This is a genomic window from Empedobacter sedimenti (assembly GCF_030005555.1).
In the GTDB taxonomy this organism is placed as follows: Bacteria; Bacteroidota; Bacteroidia; order Flavobacteriales; family Weeksellaceae; genus Empedobacter; species Empedobacter sedimenti.
The window spans coordinates 323,597-343,124 of the sequence record NZ_JASCQG010000001.1; the positions used below are offsets into that span (position 1 = coordinate 323,597).

The 19,528-nt window shown below is 32.6% G+C and carries 31 protein-coding genes; 30 read left to right on the forward strand and 1 reads right to left on the reverse strand.

Features of this window, described 5'->3' with window-relative positions; genetic code table 11:
* The 30 genes from QHG34_RS01745 (at window position 1) to QHG34_RS01890 (ending at window position 18,486) form a co-directional block, all read left to right on the forward strand.
* On the forward strand, window positions 1–1,071 hold the full coding sequence (locus tag QHG34_RS01745) for a hypothetical protein (protein ID WP_282628390.1): 1,071 nt from the start codon (window positions 1–3) through the stop codon (window positions 1,069–1,071).
* A 34-nt stretch (window positions 1,072–1,105) separates the two neighbouring features.
* A complete protein-coding gene (locus QHG34_RS01750) occupies window positions 1,106–1,465 on the forward strand; it encodes a hypothetical protein (RefSeq protein ID WP_282628391.1) in 360 nt (119 codons plus the stop codon).
* A gap of 11 nt (window positions 1,466–1,476) precedes the next feature.
* Window positions 1,477–2,022, forward strand: a complete 546-nt coding sequence (locus QHG34_RS01755; RefSeq protein WP_282628392.1) for a DUF4303 domain-containing protein — start codon at window positions 1,477–1,479, stop codon at window positions 2,020–2,022.
* Window positions 2,022–2,456, forward strand: coding sequence for a DUF2750 domain-containing protein (locus QHG34_RS01760; RefSeq protein ID WP_282628393.1), 435 nt, complete (start codon window positions 2,022–2,024; stop codon window positions 2,454–2,456). The genes QHG34_RS01755 and QHG34_RS01760 overlap by 1 nt, the downstream gene beginning before the upstream one ends.
* A complete protein-coding gene (locus tag QHG34_RS01765) occupies window positions 2,453–3,046 on the forward strand; it encodes a hypothetical protein (RefSeq protein ID WP_282628394.1) in 594 nt (197 codons plus the stop codon). The genes QHG34_RS01760 and QHG34_RS01765 overlap by 4 nt, the downstream gene beginning before the upstream one ends.
* A gap of 11 nt (window positions 3,047–3,057) precedes the next feature.
* A complete protein-coding gene (locus tag QHG34_RS01770) occupies window positions 3,058–3,426 on the forward strand; it encodes a hypothetical protein (RefSeq protein ID WP_282628395.1) in 369 nt (122 codons plus the stop codon).
* A 124-nt stretch (window positions 3,427–3,550) separates the two neighbouring features.
* Entirely contained in the window at window positions 3,551–3,700 is a 150-nt protein-coding gene (locus QHG34_RS01775) for a hypothetical protein (protein WP_282628396.1), read from the forward strand.
* Between the two features lie 112 nt (window positions 3,701–3,812).
* Window positions 3,813–4,919 carry an ankyrin repeat domain-containing protein gene (locus QHG34_RS01780; RefSeq protein WP_282628397.1) on the forward strand — a complete coding sequence of 369 codons (1,107 nt, stop codon included), beginning with the start codon at window positions 3,813–3,815 and terminating at the stop codon, window positions 4,917–4,919.
* Between the two features lie 17 nt (window positions 4,920–4,936).
* Complete coding sequence (locus QHG34_RS01785; protein ID WP_282628399.1) at window positions 4,937–5,749, forward strand: hypothetical protein; 813 nt, start codon at window positions 4,937–4,939, stop codon at window positions 5,747–5,749.
* A 34-nt stretch (window positions 5,750–5,783) separates the two neighbouring features.
* Window positions 5,784–6,527, forward strand: coding sequence for a hypothetical protein (locus QHG34_RS01790; protein ID WP_282628400.1), 744 nt, complete (start codon window positions 5,784–5,786; stop codon window positions 6,525–6,527).
* A gap of 2 nt (window positions 6,528–6,529) precedes the next feature.
* Entirely contained in the window at window positions 6,530–7,078 is a 549-nt protein-coding gene (locus QHG34_RS01795; protein ID WP_282628402.1) for a hypothetical protein, read from the forward strand.
* 94 nt (window positions 7,079–7,172) lie between these two features.
* Window positions 7,173–7,892 carry an SMI1/KNR4 family protein gene (locus QHG34_RS01800; protein WP_282628403.1) on the forward strand — a complete coding sequence of 240 codons (720 nt, stop codon included), beginning with the start codon at window positions 7,173–7,175 and terminating at the stop codon, window positions 7,890–7,892.
* Entirely contained in the window at window positions 7,879–8,685 is an 807-nt protein-coding gene (locus QHG34_RS01805) for a DUF4274 domain-containing protein (protein ID WP_282628404.1), read from the forward strand. Before QHG34_RS01800 ends, QHG34_RS01805 begins: the two co-directional genes overlap by 14 nt.
* 12 nt (window positions 8,686–8,697) lie before the next feature.
* Window positions 8,698–9,327 carry a hypothetical protein gene (locus tag QHG34_RS01810; protein ID WP_282628405.1) on the forward strand — a complete coding sequence of 210 codons (630 nt, stop codon included), beginning with the start codon at window positions 8,698–8,700 and terminating at the stop codon, window positions 9,325–9,327.
* A gap of 15 nt (window positions 9,328–9,342) precedes the next feature.
* On the forward strand, window positions 9,343–10,035 hold the full coding sequence (locus tag QHG34_RS01815) for a DUF6304 family protein (protein WP_282628406.1): 693 nt from the start codon (window positions 9,343–9,345) through the stop codon (window positions 10,033–10,035).
* Window positions 10,036–10,040: 5 nt separating this feature from the next.
* Window positions 10,041–10,373, forward strand: coding sequence for an immunity protein Imm33 domain-containing protein (locus tag QHG34_RS01820; RefSeq protein WP_282628407.1), 333 nt, complete (start codon window positions 10,041–10,043; stop codon window positions 10,371–10,373).
* Window positions 10,374–10,409: 36 nt separating this feature from the next.
* The gene (locus QHG34_RS01825) at window positions 10,410–10,952 is read left to right on the forward strand and encodes an SMI1/KNR4 family protein (RefSeq protein ID WP_282628408.1); all 543 of its coding nucleotides are present in this window, start codon (window positions 10,410–10,412) and stop codon (window positions 10,950–10,952) included.
* Between the two features lie 15 nt (window positions 10,953–10,967).
* Window positions 10,968–11,390, forward strand: a complete 423-nt coding sequence (locus tag QHG34_RS01830) for a hypothetical protein (RefSeq protein ID WP_282628409.1) — start codon at window positions 10,968–10,970, stop codon at window positions 11,388–11,390.
* A gap of 17 nt (window positions 11,391–11,407) precedes the next feature.
* Window positions 11,408–12,532, forward strand: coding sequence for a hypothetical protein (locus QHG34_RS01835; RefSeq protein ID WP_282628410.1), 1,125 nt, complete (start codon window positions 11,408–11,410; stop codon window positions 12,530–12,532).
* 3 nt (window positions 12,533–12,535) lie between these two features.
* Window positions 12,536–12,814 (forward strand): hypothetical protein, encoded by a 279-nt coding sequence (locus QHG34_RS01840; protein WP_282628411.1) that lies wholly within the window; start codon window positions 12,536–12,538, stop codon window positions 12,812–12,814.
* Window positions 12,815–13,005: 191 nt separating this feature from the next.
* Window positions 13,006–13,314 (forward strand): GIY-YIG nuclease family protein, encoded by a 309-nt coding sequence (locus QHG34_RS01845; RefSeq protein WP_282628413.1) that lies wholly within the window; start codon window positions 13,006–13,008, stop codon window positions 13,312–13,314.
* 341 nt (window positions 13,315–13,655) lie between these two features.
* Complete coding sequence (locus tag QHG34_RS01850; protein WP_282628414.1) at window positions 13,656–14,276, forward strand: hypothetical protein; 621 nt, start codon at window positions 13,656–13,658, stop codon at window positions 14,274–14,276.
* Window positions 14,277–14,279: 3 nt separating this feature from the next.
* On the forward strand, window positions 14,280–15,221 hold the full coding sequence (locus tag QHG34_RS01855) for a hypothetical protein (RefSeq protein WP_282628415.1): 942 nt from the start codon (window positions 14,280–14,282) through the stop codon (window positions 15,219–15,221).
* Between the two features lie 3 nt (window positions 15,222–15,224).
* Window positions 15,225–15,761, forward strand: a complete 537-nt coding sequence (locus tag QHG34_RS01860; RefSeq protein WP_282628416.1) for a hypothetical protein — start codon at window positions 15,225–15,227, stop codon at window positions 15,759–15,761.
* A complete protein-coding gene (locus QHG34_RS01865; RefSeq protein WP_282628418.1) occupies window positions 15,748–15,945 on the forward strand; it encodes a DUF6881 domain-containing protein in 198 nt (65 codons plus the stop codon). The genes QHG34_RS01860 and QHG34_RS01865 overlap by 14 nt, the downstream gene beginning before the upstream one ends.
* A 5-nt stretch (window positions 15,946–15,950) precedes the next feature.
* On the forward strand, window positions 15,951–16,262 hold the full coding sequence (locus tag QHG34_RS01870; RefSeq protein WP_282628419.1) for an EF-Tu C-terminal domain-related protein: 312 nt from the start codon (window positions 15,951–15,953) through the stop codon (window positions 16,260–16,262).
* Window positions 16,263–16,268: 6 nt separating this feature from the next.
* Window positions 16,269–16,709 (forward strand): hypothetical protein, encoded by a 441-nt coding sequence (locus QHG34_RS01875; protein WP_282628420.1) that lies wholly within the window; start codon window positions 16,269–16,271, stop codon window positions 16,707–16,709.
* Complete coding sequence (locus QHG34_RS01880) at window positions 16,706–17,536, forward strand: hypothetical protein (RefSeq protein ID WP_282628421.1); 831 nt, start codon at window positions 16,706–16,708, stop codon at window positions 17,534–17,536. The genes QHG34_RS01875 and QHG34_RS01880 overlap by 4 nt, the downstream gene beginning before the upstream one ends.
* Before the next feature lie 10 nt (window positions 17,537–17,546).
* On the forward strand, window positions 17,547–17,939 hold the full coding sequence (locus QHG34_RS01885) for a hypothetical protein (RefSeq protein WP_282628422.1): 393 nt from the start codon (window positions 17,547–17,549) through the stop codon (window positions 17,937–17,939).
* 1 nt (window position 17,940) lies between these two features.
* Window positions 17,941–18,486, forward strand: coding sequence for an SMI1/KNR4 family protein (locus QHG34_RS01890; RefSeq protein ID WP_282628423.1), 546 nt, complete (start codon window positions 17,941–17,943; stop codon window positions 18,484–18,486).
* Window positions 18,487–18,519: 33 nt separating this feature from the next.
* Here the strand turns inward: QHG34_RS01890 and QHG34_RS01895 are convergent, their stop codons facing one another.
* The gene (locus QHG34_RS01895; RefSeq protein ID WP_282628424.1) at window positions 18,520–19,506 is read right to left on the reverse strand and encodes a lipoate--protein ligase; all 987 of its coding nucleotides are present in this window, start codon (window positions 19,504–19,506) and stop codon (window positions 18,520–18,522) included.
* Between the last annotated feature and the right edge of the window lie 22 nt (window positions 19,507–19,528).

The following is a 19,528-nucleotide window of genomic DNA, read 5'->3' on the forward strand; positions in this document are numbered from 1 at the left end:
ATGAAAATCGAACAAACCTACTATAATGCCTTTGAAGAGTCCATTGTGGCTGTCAATCAAAAGAATGAAAATGAAATTATTCTTTTGTTTCAAGACCAAACTGTGAGGAAACATGACCTCATCTATCACACAACGAAAACATTATTTTCCCTTGAAACAAAAATAGAATATACAGATGGCGGATTTGACATAGAATCCGCGTGTTCCATTCATCTTTTAGACAATATTATTGTGATCAGTAATGACGAGAAAACGCATAGTTTTGTCCATTATCCTGAAAAATATACGATTCGTCTACAGCGCGAAGATTATTACGCAGACATTTCTAAATTCCCGATTGCATTATACAAAAACGAAAATGATGTGCCCCATTTGATTTATGCAACAGCTTGGAATCGCGTCGAAATATTGAATCTTGAAGACTGTCACAACCTAACAGCTGACAAATCCTTAATCGAAGAAGACGCCGAAGAAAAGCATGTAAAATATGCTAATCCAGAAAAATACGGCTATCATATTTGGCCTTCAAGATTCGATTATTTTTACGCAGATTTGAAGATTTCGCCCGATCAAAAACATTTCCTCAGCAAAGGTTGGGCTTGGGGATCTTCGGATGCTTTCTATGCTTTCAATATTGAAGATTTTATTAAAAATAAACGTATCAAAACTATTAAAGTTGATTTTTGGGAGCACGAAAGTCGCGCAGCTTGTTGGATTTCGAATGATGAAATCATCGTTTGTTGCAATGCAATATTAGAAGATTTTGATGATGCTGATCCTGACAATCCAATTGAGATAGTACAGTATAAATTATCTGGTGAAAAATTTGAAAAGATCAAACGAACAAAAATTCCGGACTTGACAGATACCAGTCATGAATTCGAATACAGTTCTGCATTACAAGCAATTGTTTCCTATCCAAAAGCGAATCCAGGCTTATTGATTTTTGATTTGGATGGGAAAACTATTTTAAAAAATAGTCAATATAATATCGAAGATTTCAACATCGAAAATCTAACATTTTCCTCTTTTGACAAACACGAACTTAGTATTTATCAAATCGAATTTTAATAAACAAATTCATGAAAATTACAAAGAAAACATTATGTCTTATACTATTAATAAACAAGAAATTATCGACTATCCACCTGAAAAATTAAAAGATTTTGAAGTTACATCATATGAATGGATAGACAATCTGAATTTCACCTTGAATCCTGCTGATTGTCTTGATCATCCAGATGAATACATTTCCATTGTAAAACAAAGATTTCTTGATGATAATTGGGATGGTGATGGCGACATCGAACTTATGTGGATCCCTCCTTTCATGTTGCGCGAAGATGTGCAATGGGATTTTACAAAAGGAATAACGATTTGGCATGTAAAACAAAGCGAAGACGGAACCTCATGGTTATTGTACCCAAAAGAACTTTTTGAAAATGGCATCAATCCTAAAATTTAAAAAGAAATAACATGAAATTTGATTTCAAAAAATTAGAAAACAAAATTGAAGAAGCTACTAAAAAAGCTTTTCAAGAAATGGTGGCACAACATCAATCTGAGCGTATTTATGCTTTCGCATTATACAGCGACGAAGGCGCAATGACAGTATGTCCCGCAACAAACACCTTGAATTTTTTAGAAACTCAACCCGAGAACGACCTAACCTACTACAAATATGAACCTGCAGAATGGAACTATGAAGGCGATGGCGCAGATGATGATTTTTCAGAAATATGCAACCTATTGTACGATGAAGTCGAAGATGAAAAATACGAGGATGATGAAGAACTCTTCGGAAAATTTCAACAAAAATTGTATCAAACATGTATTGATATTTTGCTAAAGTTGAAGAACGAGAACTACTTTAAAGATATTGTAGGCTATGATATTTTCTTGATCTTTTCGGTTACAGATTACGAACAACATAGAGCGTCTTTATCGCAAACAATTTCACTACTTAACGAAAATCCTTACCGAGATGAATATCTCAACTGGATGAAAACTTGGAAAAAATAATGATATTAAAAGACACCGCAACATTAAACGCAAAATACGAACGATTTGTCAAAACAATTTGCGAAACCGAAATCATTTATGCTTTAAAAGAACCTCGTGGATTTGCTTTTTTTTACTCACATGAGTTTGAAGATAAAGAAAGCAAAGATGCTTTGTCACTGCATTTTTGGTCCAAAAAAGACTACATACAACAAGAATGGAAAAACCATAATATTGTTGAAATTCCTTTAGATCTGTTTTATGAAAACTGGTGCATTGGTATGAAAAAAGATTTCAACTATGCTGGAATTGAATGCGATTCGAATTTATTCTGTTCCGAAAAAGATCCTATACACTTGGCGATTGCTATTTTGCAAGAACTTACTGAACAAGACAAATTGGAGAATTTCATTCAGTATTATACTATTTACTCCGAATATTTATCTTTACCATGAACCTCCCAAATTTCATAGAAAAAGCAAAACCTCTTATTCGAGAAACTCAAGTTTTTGTGGAAGCTCAAGAAACGGACGAAATTATTGCTTATGCAAATGAAGATTTAGCAACTCGGTTCATTGTAAAACACGAAAATCAATGGATGGCTTTATCCGAAAACAATGATTTTGAATATTTTTTTGAACCGATTGATATCCAAACTGCCAATTTAGGAGATTATATTGCGTTGACTGCCAAAACTCAACAAGCTTACCCAAATTTTGAAAACCTGTTACACTTTGGTGATGCTGATATTCAAGGTTTTGTAACAGAAAATGATTGCAACAAAGACGATTTATTCGATTTACAGTCCATTCATGACGAAGGCTATATCGATTTTTGGATAGATCAACATCCGATGTATAATAATGAAGATATTTATGCTTACAAAGGCGGTTGGGCAATGATTTGGCCTGATGATGACGAACCTAAACAATGGGGTGAAAATATAGAATTTTTGTATCAGGTAGGTCTTCAAAATGAACCTTTCATCGAAATTTATTACTCAAAAAATGAAAATAAATTCAGTTGCATTGAACGAAACACTTAAATTTTAGATTTATGACTGATAACCTCTTTATTGAAATCGAAAAGTTTAATCATTGGGCGCAATCTCAATTTGGCGAATCGCAAGATGAAATTGGCGGAGAATGGGAATGCAACTATGAAAATTGGAGCGATATTTATCAATCTTTTGAAAGTTTTATTGCGACAACAAATCCGAAAACCTTGACAAGTGCACAGAAAAATAGCCTTCTGTACATCATCGCAAGAGATAATGAAACCGAATATTTAGCAAATATTTTGAATGATGATTTTTTGTTAATTCTTACCGAACAATCAATTACAAACGGAAAAAAAGACGACAAATGGCAGTTGGCGGTGCAACTTTACAAATTGGCTGACAAGCAAAAAGCAAAGCACTTTTAGAAAAAATGGTTAACGATGACGAAGAATATGTGAACCGGCGCGCTTTGATGGAATTGGCTAAATTGAATTCTGAAAAGTAGAATTCTACGCAGAAAAATTTTGGAACAAAGATCAATACGGCGAAATGGAAGAATATCAAAAAATAGCGGTTCTACAATCTTTGCACACGATTAATTCAAAACTTTTGGGTCATTACATTTATTTAGCAAAACAAAGCGGACAAAAATATTTGATGGAATTTGCCGAAAAATTGCAACAAAATGTAAATGAATAAGTCTTCCGAAAAGATTTTCTCTAAAATCAAAATATCAAAATTTTAGCTGTAATTAGGGATTTTTTCCGTTCAGATTTCGTCTAATTTTAAATCCAATTATAAAATGATAAAAATGTTTAAACCTAGTTTTTTTCTTTTGACTTGTTGTTTAACGTCAATCTCGGCATTTTCACAGCGAAATTATGAATACTTTTCTTATTTGGGATTGGCAGGTGTTGTCAATAAAAATACTTTAGAAATCGAAGTTGAACCTAAATATTCAGATGCATCTATCGAAGCTGATTCGGCTATTACACTTTTTAACAAAGATGGAAGTACTTTGGTCTACAATGCAATAAATAAGCAAATTAAAAAGGGAAATGATCGTAATATATATCGTCCAGGAGGAGCATACAATTCTTATTATTCAAATAATAGTTTTTGTTCAACTAAAGATGAATCTTATCTTTTAATGAAAAATGATAAAAAAAATAAATATTTAGGAATAACGATACCTGATAGTTTAGTATTGAAAAGTGATATCAGAAGTTTAGTATTAGCTAAGAATTCCAAACCTTATCTAGATATTGTTTACGAAACAGAAAATAATAATATCCAATTTTATTTACCAAATGAATTAAAAACAAAATTAGGTATTAAAACATATGCATTCGATGAAAATTATGTAAGGGAGTTTTATAAAGTTCTAGAAAATGAAAATGAAATTTCTGATTTTTTAAAAGAATCAAAAATACCACTAGGGTTATTGTACTTATGTATTTCCAATTTCTCCAAAGAAAATTATGAAGGGAATTCCGTAAAAAATAATTTAATCAGTTTAATGGTTTATGAAGACAATTACGAATCCGCTAAAAAATTATTTAGGACTTTTTATTCGAAAAATTTTGATGAATTAGAAAAAGATGAACGCCAAATCTTATTGACTAAAGCTATTCAAAAGAATGATTTAGATTTCATTAAATCCATTCCAAAAGAAAGTTTAAAAAAGATAATAATTAGTGATGAATACCAAGATCGTAAAAATTTACTTTATTATGCATTAATTACTGAAAATTTTAAGGTTACTAAATATTTAGTTTCAATCGGCTTGGATGTAAATAAAGTTTTCATTTACTCTGATGGTACAACTGAAAGCGCATTAGAATTGTTAGAATCAGTTAGTTTCAAAGAAAACCAACCTGAAATAATAAAAATAATAAAGAACGCTCCACGTAATTAAATAAAATTATAAATCCCATGTACGTAGGAACCACAACACAAGGACGTCCAGATCATTTTATCATTTTAGAAAAAGGCGATCAAGCAAAGGCTGTGCAGGAATTAATGCTTGAAAGAAATGTCAATAATTTGATAATTTCGAAAGAAATAAAGGATGAAAATTTTCTAAACGATGCCGATTTTAAAGCTATTTTTCAACAAATTGAGATTTTGTATTTAAAAGACATCGAAATCCATGCAAGTGAACAATTATATGCTTTCCAAAACCTGAAAAGATTAGAAATTGTTGATTGTACCTACAAAACCAAGGAACCAATCGATTGGCTCAATTTTGTAAATTTAACTGAAATTATTGCGCCCTATTCCAAACGATTTGTCAATCTATTTCATCATCCAAAGCTGAAAATGATTATGCTCGATAATTTCAATGCGTTGGACTACATCTTTCCAGAAAATACAATATTAGAAACCTTATCTATCGAAAAAAGTAAAGACTGTGATTGGAAAAGTTTGGCAAATTTCAGCAATTTGACTTCATTATATTTGGTTAAAATTCCATCCTTACAAGACATTTCTTGGATTTCAAAATTATCGAAACTGAAAGACGTAGAATTTACTTCTTGTAAAAACATCGAAAACTGTATAGAAAACATCGCTAAAGTACAGACTTTAGAAACTATTTATCTAAGTTATATGGGCGATTTTGAAACCTTAGCACCTTTGAAAAAACTAAAACACTTAAAAGAATTAACCATAGAAAGCGGTGGAAAACTAACAGATAATAAAAACGTGGATTTTCTAAGTGAAATGCAGAATCTGGAATTGACATGAGAAATTGCAAAACGAGTAATAATTGCTATTAACGATGAGCGACAATATAGTACAATGCAGTAATCATGGTGAGCAAACATTGGCTTTTGTTTGTCATCATTTGGTAGGAAATGCAGAAAACATCGGCTTTCACGAATTTGAAGTCGAAGATCAAGACAATCCTGATGCTTGGTGCGACGCTTGTCATGAGCAATGGCAACATCATAATCAAACTGAGGAAGAGCAAGAAAAATGGGAATCTTTAGTCGATTTTAAGATTCTTTGCCACGTTTGTTACCACGATAGAAAAGCAAGAAATACGAAGCCTTTATCCTATGATTTAGCAGTTTTAAATACAACGGAAATTCTACAACAATTACAAAAAAAAGAATTTGAAAAGCTTGATGTACCGAATTTTCTTCCTGCAGAATATGCGAAGCTTTTACCTCAAATCGAAACGCAACTTATATCGATAGAATGCAAACTTTTGAGCTATCAAGATGCTTTAGAAATTAACAAAACCGACACCGAATGGATTTTTGCAACCAGTATTGGTCAAGAATATTGGACTTTTAATGATAAAGGAGAAATTGTTTTTTATGAAATGATTGACGAAGAATTAACTCCTAAAACGCTCAAAATTTCGTTTAATGAATGGCTACAACTGGCTTTTCTATTCAAAAAGTTAGATCAAATTCAACAAAAATATTTGGTTACCATTCAATTGAAAGAATTATTAGAAACACAATTGCACCTTATTAATCCAAGCTTAGTAGAACCTTTTAAAAATTATATTTAGTGATGAAAAAAATTGAGTATCCATTTAAAAAGACATTGATAAAGAATATCAACTCTGGCGATATTTTTACATTTCTGACAGATAATGGCTATCGGTATGGAAGAATCATCAACCGAACTGTTTTAGGTTTTTTTGTAATATTATTTAAAACTAAATCAGACGAACTAATTATTAATCAAGATTTTGATTCGATGCCTTATTATTTTCCTCCTATTATCATAGATGGAATATCTATATTCCAAATGAATCCTGAGAAAGATTTTGCTATTATAAAAAAGGATCCTTCTTATGAAATTCCTCCTTCGATTAAAGATTTCAAAATAATTATTGGAGTTAGAGATGAACAAGAATTTAATACAACGAATAATTTACAAACAGTAAACTGTTTTGGAGAAGTAAAAAACATTGCCGGACAAGAAAATATACAACAATTACAGAACTTTTGTGTAAGCTCTTTAATTCACGGTAATGACCATGTTATTGAACATATTCATGATATGGATAATCAAATATATCACTTTCATTTATATGGAAAGTATTCAAAATCTTAAAAACGACCTACTAACTGAAAACCACAAGCTTAGTTTTGCTCATAGATAACTTCAATCCAAAATTAACAGAACCTTTTAAAAATTATATTTAGTGATGAATGACTTAAAAGATTTAGAAACAGAATTAAACATCCAATATCCCGAAATTTATAAGGAATTATATGCCAACAACATGCTCGATTGGGGCGTTGAAGGCGCTGGATGGTACAGCAATGTTTTTCCAACTTTGAAGGCAAATCCGCCATTATTGCTTTTCGGAAATGACATCGAAATCTGGGATCCCGTTGATTTCAAAGGCGGTATTGAAGAAATGCTAAACCACGAAATCTATGACCTTAACGAAAAATACAAACTTGCACCTTTTGCCCAAAATGGCGCTGGCGATATGTATGTTTTTCAATATGATTTACAAAATGGAGATGAAATTCCAATCTCTTTTTTCCCACATGATGATTGTATGTTGCAAGTTTTGGCGAAGAATCTTCAAGATTTTATTTTCAGACAATTGCTGGAGTCTGTTACAGAAATCGATGAATATTCAATGTTTGATGATGATACAGAAGAAAGAATAAAGGAACATCTCCACAATCAACTTCGTACACACAAACCTTATTTAAAAGCACGTCAACGAGAAATTTTGGAAGAAATCTATGCGCGGGATATTTTCGATTATACGTACAAATTGCCCAACGGTCACGAAGCGGAATCCCGAGGTTTAGCAACCTTCGAAGAAGTAGAAAAGATTTTAAAAACGGAAATAGATTTTGAGTTTTTGAATAAAGAATTTGATTATACGAGTGATGAAGCTAACTAATTCACAAATAGATTTTATTAACGAACATTTTCATGAAAACATAAGTGAAAATGAACTGAATCGAGCGGTTTTCGAACAATTGAAAACGCCAGAAGAGTTGCATTATTTAGCACAACAGCACAATTGGGACAACGGTGTTAAATGCTTGCAATGGATTGTTGAAAGTCCTATTTGTAGTGAAGCTACCGCTTTAGAATTGTTTTGGTTAGCCCAACCACAAGATTTTCAGCAAACGAAACTTGATAAATCGCTGAAGGATATTTACCAAAATGAAATCTTTACTTTAATCAAAACTATTTTAGAAAAGTATCAACAAGGATTTTACCAAAAAACAGCTATTCATTTTGACCCCACTCCTTTTACAGAAGGAAATTTCACTATTCCTGATTTTATGAAAGAAGCAACTTCTGGTGAAGAAAGTTATGTGTATTTCGAGGAAGATGATGTCGAAGATTGGTTTGAGGCAGATTGGCAACGCAAAATTGAAAATGCAGATTCTACGATAGAACTGTTCAACATTGCCTATTTTATGGACGAACCCGAATATGCCGATTGGATTTTAGCATCGCCGCTTTGCGACAAGGGAATTGCTGTTTTGGTTTTTTGGCGCCTACATACGGAAGCTGCAATTTATACAAATACACCCGAAAAATTAGCTGAAATAGCTCAAAATATAGAAAATAATAAGTTTCCAGAAGTTTTGGCGTACGATCCAAAATCGGATGAGAAAGTGAAATTTAATAATGAAAAAATCGCTTGGGAAATTCCTGAAATGATGAAAAAAGCTGTTTAACAAAACTTGAAAATGTCGTACAAAAAGCAAATAGAAAAAGCCCTACTAAATAACAATTGGGAAATAATCGAAATCGATTCAAATACGAAATGGTGGGACGACGAGCATTGGAAAATTTGCCAGAAAAACAATCCAAATTTGCACTTTTATCTCTGCTTTATTGTCGATCCACATTTTGAAGGTCAAAGAAAAAAAGGTCAAGGCATCTGCGAAATCCGTGCTGTTTCGATATTTCCGAAAACGCATCTTGAAGACACCAATACCTTTGCAAAACTTGATATGACGAAAGACAATTTTGATGAGAAATTAGAAATATTTATCAAGGAATATTCACGTACAAAACGAAAATTGATGTTATCAAAAAATATATTTAAGAGATTTAGTGAAAACGAAAATAGTTTCATCAGCAGTCATGAAATCATTTTTCTGAAAAACATCATTGATATTTATATCGAAAATTTTTTAGACAACAACATAACAGATGACCATTGCATTTATGACACCACTAATATTCTTTTGTCGAATCATCCAAGTGTTGAGATCATTAATTACATCAAAAATAAAATTAAAACATATCCTCAATTAGATTTAAAAGAGAATTTGCAGGAATTAGTTTTTCTTATTGAACTAAATTTAAGATAATCAAATAGTAATAAAATGCCTACTTATAAAGGAACATTCACGGATAAAAACGGAACACGAAACATCGAAATACTTAATGATTTTGAGGATTTCAGTGTTATGATTGACGGATTTCAATTCAGCGGTTATGACTTGGATGGTCTTGCATTGGTTGACGAATCAAGCGAAGAAAAAGCTTTAGACCATTTCGACCTTAGAAAAATCTCAATACACTACAGCGATCCGTCAACTGAGCAAAGTCGAAGTTATGCTTTGGAATTATACAATTACCAATTAAAATTGCAAATTCCGCAAATAATAATTGAAGTTTCGACAAAAAAAGAATTCGAAATTATGATGGATTTTCAACTCGAATTAAGAGAAAGATTCGAGGAAGCCATTATTTCTTTTCAGACAAATGGCGAACATTTTGAAGCAAAAAGTAGTTTATTGGAAATGGTACTCGATGATTTGCAATATCAATTTAAAGGAAGATATCGTTTCAAAAATTGTTATGGCTGTTTGTACGGCGATTATTCGGTGTATGGGCAAGGTTTTATGGGAAGTATTTTGTGTTTCAAAAATCAAAAAGAAGCCTATGTAAGCACTCAAAATAAAGACGAATATATGCAATTGGAAATGCACGATTCGCAACAACAAGAGCTGTACTGCTGTGATGAATACGAAATTCGCGACAAATCGGTAGGCTGTCGTGGAACGGTAATTTAGAATTTATGACTTGGAGAGATTACGAAGAATTACAAAAAGAAATCTGCGCAAAATACGGAGCAGATTGGTTGGCGACTCCGCCTGATAAAGTGATAGGTTTGGCCTCAAAACTTGAGCACACACCTGTTTACGGCATTCGATATGTGAGTGGATGGATGATTTGGTCGGGAGAATATTCCGAAGCGGATGATTTTTACCAACCCACTTGTGCTGTGCATTTGGTCGATTATTTCCCCAACGCTATCAACTATTTGGGACTAAGTGAAGGCTGGGCTTTTATTATTGACAGCAATGGTTATGAAGATGTTTGGTTTGACGAAAAATATTTGGTTGAATAGATGAAAAATAACCAGTACAATAATCTCGTAACCCAAATGAAGGCGAAAAATATCAGTTTTGATAAAGGGTTAACTGATGACGAAATTCAGCAAATTGAGGTTCTATTTCAGATTAAATTTCCAGCAGATTTAAAGAATTTTCTTCAAACAGCTTTACCTACTTCTGCGGGTTTTCCACATTGGCGCGCGGCTATTCATTCAGAAAATGAAAATAAAATCATTGCGAACATACTTCGTTGGCCTTTGCAAAGTATCTTGCATAGTGTAAAAAATAGTGATTATTGGAACAAACATTGGGAAGATCAACCTACTGAATATCAAGATAAAGCTCAACAAATTTCATCGCTAATCAATTCGGCGCCCACATTAATTCCAGTTTATTTGCATCGCTATATCCCAGCGATTCCAAATCAAAAAAATCTGCCCGTATTTTCAGTTTATGGAATAGATATTATACCTTATGGCAACAATTTTACACATTATTTAGCGCGAGAATTTAATTTAGAACTTCCTCAACAGTTTTATGACTATTTGAACGAAGTCGATGAAATTCCGTTCTGGTCTAATTTTGATTATTAAAATAGTAATTTACTTATGACTGATAAATTCCGAGGAAATATATTTCAAGACGATACATTTGTTTATACCGGCGCAGATGGCTTGGTTATTGAAGAATTGCTCACTTTAGAAAACAGAAGCGAAGAAAATGTGGTCTTGGTTTACATTAAAATTCAAGGACAAGATTGGCAACAATATTTTTTGGATGTGGGCATTGGATTTTGGCAAAATTATGAAAACATCAATCCTTGGGATGAAGTTGATGAAGAATATCAATTAATCGACAAAGCTTTAGAATTTGGTATCAAACATAAAAAAATACAGAAAATCTGGTGCGAACCCAATGAAAATAACAGTCAAATTACGATTGAATTTGACAGTAATGAACGCATAATTCTAAAAACAAGAGAACCCAAAATTTTTGATTCGAATTGCGAGTTAATATTGATAAAACCTTGATGAAAACTGATTGATTGATGAAAATACTTGCTCAAATTATTACTAAATATAATGCGGATCTTTCCAGAGTTAGATTAGACGAAAAACAGCTCAAGCATTATTTGTATTCCAAAAAGATAGACAAAAATGGAATTCCTTTTGACGAAAATACCACCAAACGTCATCGTATAATTTTGGCGTTATTGTCGGACAAAAAGGTAGAAGACGAATCTATTATTGTACAATTATTCAAAGCTGAAATCAAGGAACATCAATCCAATGTTGATCAAGGTTTGAGCGCTTCGATGAGCCGAAATGCTTTTCTATTGGCAAGTTTTAATCGTGTTGAACATTTGGATTTATTCATTAAAGCGAATGCTTCAAACAACGATACTTTCTACGAGTTTAACGAAAATTTTTTATTGTGGAACGGCATTGAAAACTCGTACAAACACATCGAAAAACTGAATAAAAAGTCACAAGAGTTCTTCTATCAAAAATTTGGAAAAACTTCCGCGACTTGTATTTACACTGATAACGACATTCAAAATTGGAAAACTAAATTATCCGATTATTATGCAAGGTTTTTTAAAAACGAAAATTTTGAAGACGAATTTCATCTTTTGTTAGATATTGAAGAGAAAAAGGCGGCGCAAAAACTGCTTTCGAATTGGAAGAAAAAACAAGCGCTAAAAGACGATCAATATTGGAAAAAACTTGCAAAATATTACGAATATTTAAACGATTTTGAACGACAAATAAAAGCGTATAAAAAACTAATTCAATTGAGTGAATCCAAAACCGAAAAGCTGGTTTACAACATTTCTTTAGCCGATCTTTACCTTCAACAGAAAGATGCGGACGGACTTTTGACTTGCACAACCACTTATCTATCAATGAAATATAAAGTTAAAAAACTTGGAATTTGGCTGTTAACCAAAGTCAGAAACCAATGTTTAGCCTTTATTTTGCTGAAAAATGACAAAAAGAATAAAGACGCAATCCAACTTTGGAATTGGTTGAAACCGCTTCTCGCAAAGCAAAAAGACTTGAATCATTATCAATTAGAAGACATCGCAAAAGTGTATGATTTATTCGGAAACGATAAAAAAAGTAAAGAATATTTACAAAAAGCAAAGCAAGAAAAAGCAAAATGGAATTAAATTATGGCGTTTGATATACACAGAAAAGACAATAATCAATACTTGTTTTCGCTCAACGAAAACACGTTTCAATTACTAAAACCTGTCTTCGAACAATTTTATCAAAAAACAGGTTTGCAGTTTGATTATTACAAGGATTTGCAACTTTCGGTTGGTCATCAAAAATTGTTAATCGATCTCATCCTTGCAAGCAAAATTACAAAAACTGAAGTCATTTCGTTTCAAAAAATATTGAAGCAAACTTCTGAAAATCAAGCAGAAATCAAATTTTATTGCGATTAAATGTGCCTTCGACTCCGCTCAGGCACCAATATTTTGGGGATGAGATATAACTATAGACTTCGCTCAGGCATCAATAGAAATGCATCACCCAACGGTTGCTGAGCGGAGTCAATCGGTCACTGAGCGAAGTCGAAGTGACGTAATCATTTTTTTTCGTAAATTTCTGTAAATAATATCAAATCAAATTCAGTATGAAAGCTTACATGTACATATTATTATGCAGTGATGGAAGTTACTATACCGGAAGTACGAAAGATTTAGAGTTGCGTTTAGCTCAACATTTTTCTGGACAAGGAGCAAATCATACACGCAAATATCTACCAATTAAATTAGTGTATTTTGAAGAATTTGATAGGATAGATCAAGCTTTTTATAGAGAAAAACAAATTCAAGGTTGGACGAGAAAAAAGAAAGAAATGCTAATTAATGGAATGCCAGAAGAACTCAAAAAACTTGCAGAATGTATGAACGACACGCATTGTAAGAATAAAAAAATGTAAAATATCTGCCTTCGACTCCGCTCAGGCACCGATATTTTCTGTACAATACCAAGTAACCATTAACTCCGTTCAGGCACCGATATTTTTGGATGATATCAAGTAATTTTCTACTCCGTTGAGGTTACGAATAGAAATGCGCCACTCAACGGTCACTGAGCGAATTCAATCGGTTGCTGAGCGAATTCAATCGGTCGCTGAGCGGAGTCGAAGTGACCATTATATTTCACTATGGTCGGTCAGAGTCAATTGGTTGCTGAGCGGAGCCGAAGCAAAACTCACTGATTATAGCGAGTAATTTGCAAAAAATGCTTTTGTAACTTTAAAAAATAAAATCAAACTTAATGAAAAATTACCTCATCATACTTTTAACTTTATTATCGAGTTTGTCATTTGCACAAGACAAAATTCAAAGAATATTACCCAAACAGCTGATATATATTGATCTTTTGGACGATTTGGGAAATCCATTGGCTGGAGATCCCGTGTTGGTGGTCAATTATTTTGCGGAAAAAGAAGGTAGCTATTTGTTTTATTTTAATGAAGCTAAAGCAAAGGGTGAATCTTATTTGACGGACAATCCGAAAGATTTACATGGAGGACTTTACATTGAAGATCACGGCGGAATTTTGGAACTGATTAAGTTTAAAGATTTTGCAGGACCACTTTCCGAGCCCTCTTATTTGCTGGATTTTTGTGTTGCTGACGATGCAGATAAGAACAAAAGTCCCGAGTTTTATTTAACTTATTTTGAAGCTTCGGATGGATTGGATGCGAAACCTTTGAAAATTATCGTTTATTCAAAAAATGGGAAAACTTTTACGAAATCAAAAATCACAGCTTGGATTCCTTTTCAACCTGAAGACAAATACAAAGTTGAAAAAGATGAGAACTACAAAAAGTTGCCAAAAAGCATCCAAGTAAAAGCAGAACAACTACTAAACAAAGCAAAATCAACACTATAACAGATGAAAGAATTAATTAAAAAACTAAAAGAACAAGGCTATTTTGATGAAAATTTAGGACTTGATGCATCTGAAATTGAGGAATTAAAAGATAATGTTGATTTTAAAATTCCGTGGTTTTTTGTAAAATATTTAAAAAATTTCGGGTTTAATGAAAATCTGTTTTGGACAATTTTTAATGAAGAAGACGAATTTATTGAGCAAAACGAATTTATCCACGGCGAAGGCGATTACGACGATTATATCCTAATTGGTGATGAATATGGAGAAAATTTCATTTTGGCGCACAACAAAACTCAGCAATTATTCCTACTAGAAGACGATCATCTCATTGATCTAAAAATGACGTTTGATGAAATGTTAAGCGAAATTGTCGAAACTTTACAATCAACTGATTACGAAACCAATAACAAAGTTGATGCGATTTATCAATCAGTTTTAAAACAAAAACAAGAAATTTCGGAAGCTGTTAAAACCGCGCTGGATCAAGTAATAAACGTTGTCACAAACGACAAGGATCAATTATATTCGCTCATTATTTCGCACGGAAACGATCATATTTACCAGATTTCTGGCGGAAGTTTCGAAGATTTTAAAACAAAAATCGATTCGGATACAATTGATTATGAAGCTTTATTCAATTCGGAATCTTTAAAATATCAAGAAAAAATTGACCTTAACTTTCTAAAGCTTGATTCTAATTTAATGACTAAAAAAGCATTAGATTTAGTTTGTTTAGAGGTTTTGCGAGATTTAAAAAACAAACATTATTTTGATAATCAAATTGAAAATATTTCGATTTCGGTAACATCAACCGACGCCAATCTCTTTCCAGAAGATTCTTACGACGATGCATTGACAAAGCGAAAAAGTCTGGCAACAACGATTAGACGATTTTGGGAATCGCCTTATGACAGAACCCGATTAATCCTCGAAAATTTATAAACTATGTGTAAATACGCGATGATTCCTTACAAAGATCACTTTGCTTGTTTTTATTGTCAAAAGACTTTCAAAAGGCGTTTGTGGCATGATATAAAGCTGGGAACAAAAGAAGATTCGCTAGCAAAATGTCCGCAATGCGCAGGTGAAATGGCGAACATGGGAAAAGATTTTGAGTCACCAAAAATGAATGACGATAAAGCTTGGTTGCACCTCAAGAACTTGTACGAAGTGGGCATTAATTTTTTCTCGTGTGGTTGTACAGGTCCGGGCTACGTTCCGCGTGATCACGAGGCGCTTTTAAAACATTTTGAAAATATTAGAAAGCATTATTTTACTGAATTAGAATTTTGGAGAAATCGAATCGAACCCGAAACCAAACAAGAACGCATCAAAGATGAGCAGCGAAATTGGGGAAAATTATCCCCTATCAATTCTAATTACAAAAAAGTTGTTGTTAAAAATCAAGAAGGTTTCGACTATTGCTTTTTATTCCGAAATTGCTTCGGATGGTTACGAGTCGCGCAAAATGGAATTTCTTAAAAATGGTGAACTAATCGGCTTTGCGGATGAAAATCAAACTTGGGGAGAAACGATGCTTTCCGACCAAACTATTCCAAGTATTGATGAAATTAATGAAGATGATGCTTTTGACGGATTTGAAATCACAAAAGCTGATTTTGAAATAATCTGGAATGAGGCGGTAAATGGGAAATTAAAAACATGAATAAAATGGATTTTATAGCTGAATTATATTTTCTATCAACTGAAAACGGAGGCCGAAAATCATTTGCAACAAGTGGCTATCGACCGCATCTTAAATTTGATTTTGATGAAAGGCACACCAGCGGTCAACAAATTTATATAAATCAGGATTGTGTATTTCCTGGAGAGAATGTTATGGCTCAAATCAGTATTTTATCTCGAGAATATTTTGAAAACAAACTACAAAATGGCTTCAATTTCAATTTTTATGAAGGACCAAATTTAATCGGAAACGGAAAAATCATCGAAATCATCAATCAATCTTTACTCAAAAAATAATATCGAATGTGCAGATATGCCATAAAAACTTACAAAGCACATTATGCCTGTTTTAAGTGTCAAAAGACTTTTAAACGAAAAAGATTACAAGATTTGGATGAAAATGCAACGGAAAATATAATTTTTGAAGCAAAATGTCCGCAATGTTCTTCATTAATGGCTGATATGGGTTTGGATTTTGAAGCGCCAAAAAAAACGAATCATAAGGCGTGGAAAAATCTTGAAAATTTGTACGAAGTTGGTATCACATTTCACAATTGCGGATGTGGGGGAAATGGCTATGTTCCAAAAAATAAAGCAGAATTATTAGCATATTTAGAAAAATCGAGAGCAAGCTACTATCAATACAAAGCTTGTTACACAGATCAGCAAGGTTTCGACTATTGGCACGAACAAATCAAGAAAATTGAAGAACATATTGAAACCGTAAAACTTCAGAAATCATGAAATTATTTTTAAATATTCTTTTGGTGACTTCAGCGCTTTTCAGTTGTCAGTCGAAAGATGAAACCAAACAAAATACAAGCAAAACAACTAAAACATCAGTCAAAAATGATTTGAAATACGATACTTCCATCCAAACTGCGCACGTTTTTGTAGCTTTGTGCGACAACAAATACCAAGGCATTGTGCCCGTTCCTGAGAAAATTGGCAATGGTCAAGATCCTGTCAATAACTTGTATTGGGGTGCAATGTTTGGCGTTAAAACTTATTTCAAAAATAGTAAAGATTGGAAACTTTTAAAGGCATCCAAACTAAATGATACTATTTTGGAACGTTTAATATTTAAACATAAAACTAAAAATTTCTATCTGATTGCGGACGCATACGACGGAAAAGAAATCCAAAAGACGACTGAAGATTTTCTGTACAGCAGTTCTGGACAACAAAAAGATACGTTAAACATCGATAACAAAACAATCGGAATCAAAGGAAACGCCAATTTGGTGGCTTATATCGGACATGATGGTTTGATGGATTTTAAGCTAAAAGATGATTTCAAAAACGAAGATCAAAAGAAGCGGGATGCTATTATTTTGGCTTGTTATAGCAAACATTATTTTGGTCCGCATTTGGAAGACGCCAACATCAATCCATTGGTATGGACAAGTAATCTGATGGCGCCAGAAGCCTATATTTTGCATGACGCATTATCGGGTTATCTTGCGAAAGAATCCAACGTAGATATACAAAATCGCGCGGCTTCGGCTTATTCCAAATATCAAAAAATATCTTTGAAATCTGCTAAGAAATTATTAGTAACAGATTGGTAAAAAACGAGTTATGAATTTAAAAATAAAAATACTATTCGGTTTAGTTTTACTTGGTTTGATGACAAGTTGCGATCCATTGCGAACGCTTACTTTGAAAACTAAAAAAGAATCCACTTCTATTAAAATTCATTTCAAAAACGAAGCTGAAAAAATCTCTGCTTTTGAAAAAGCTTCAAATCCATTAGAAGTTTCTGCACAGGGCAAAAGAAAATTTACCACCTATTTTAGAATTGGTTATTGGAATGACGAAAATATTCAGGACGACTTAACGCAAAATATTGATTCGATTGTTATACAAACTGATAAGAAAAAAGAGTTTTATAAAACGCCAGAAAGCATTCAGGAATTTTTAAAGAAAAAACGCAAATTTTTCTCAAAAAGTAGAATCGAAATAAAGGAATAAGATGCACGATAATTACAAAAACGCAATAAAAACATTACAAAATTGGATCAAAGCTAACGAAGTTATTCTTGAAACAAAAAAATGGAAAGAGGGACAAGAAATCCTTGAGATAGAACATCTTAAATTTTCAGTACAAACTTTAGCTTCCGAGGAAATAGAAGCGATTAAAAATTTCACAAAACATTCACTTCCAGATTCCTATTATTATTTTCTAAAAGAAATTGGTACAGGATCCTTCTTCTTTTCTGAATATATTGGCGGTTTTGAACTTTATAATTTAGCACAGTTGCAAGAGTATAACGAACTTTTTCAACAAGAAATTGAAGAACCTATTGACGACGAATTTATGATTATTGGTTCTCATATTTCCCTGGGCGATTGGATGGGATTTTGTACTTCTAAAACCGACGAAAAGAATTTTGATGTCTATTGTCACGAATATCCAATTGATGAATACGCAGAAACTTCGGACGAACTAAATTCTTGGCGCACATTTGAAGAATGGATCGTCAAAGTTGTGGAAACAAAAGGACGAGAGAGTTTGTAAGAAAAGCCAAACTCCTTAATTTGGCTTTTCATTTTATCGAAATAATTCTAAAATTTCGTCTACAGTAACTTTTCCAAAATAGTCTGTTACATCAATAGAATTCAGAACTTTTGTAAGTTCCTCTTCATTGTGTTTTACACCAATTAATTTATTTTCTAGTTCTTCAATCGGTTCAGAAGCAAAGAAATCACCAAATATTTTAGCTTTTTCGATTGTTCCACCTCGTTCTACATCCAAATGAACTTCGATAAAACCTGCTGGAATTTTCTTCGCATTCTTGAAATTATATTTCGGTGAAAAACCAAAATTCCAATCCCATGTTTGGTATTTTTCTTCTATCAATTTCGCAATACCCTTCAAATCTTCGGTTGTTAAATGATAAATCGTTGAGCCTTCGTTTGTTGTTAACATTTCGTCTATCAACAAAGCTTTCAATTCGTCCGTTGTCATTTCATTTGGAAAATATTCAATCAAATTAATCACGCGAGCACGATTAGATTTGATAGCTTTATCCACATATTTTAATGGATTAATTTTTAGCGCATCGTCTAAAACAGACATGTCTGAATTAAAAAGTATCGTTCCGTGTTGAATCATTTTACCATTTCGAGCCAATTTTGCATTGCCACTAAACTTTTTACCATCAACCAACAAATCATTTCTTCCTTCCAATTTTGCAGGAACATTCAAACTGTTTAATAATTTGATAACAGGTTCAGTAAAAGTCGAAAAATCCATAAAATCATTCTGTCCTAATAATGTGTGAAAAGAAAAATTTAGATTTCCTAAATCGTGATAAACTGCTCCACCACCCGACATGCGACGAACAACTTTGATGTTATTTTCAGTGACATAATCCAAATTAATTTCGGCCAAAGTATTCTGAAATTTCCCAACAATAATTGACGGCGCATTCATGTACAACAAAAAAATATCTTCCGTTGGATACTGATACAATAAATATTCTTCTAAAGCTATATTGAAATACGCATCGTGAGATGGCGAATCGATGATAATCATACAAATTATTTTTGCAAATTTA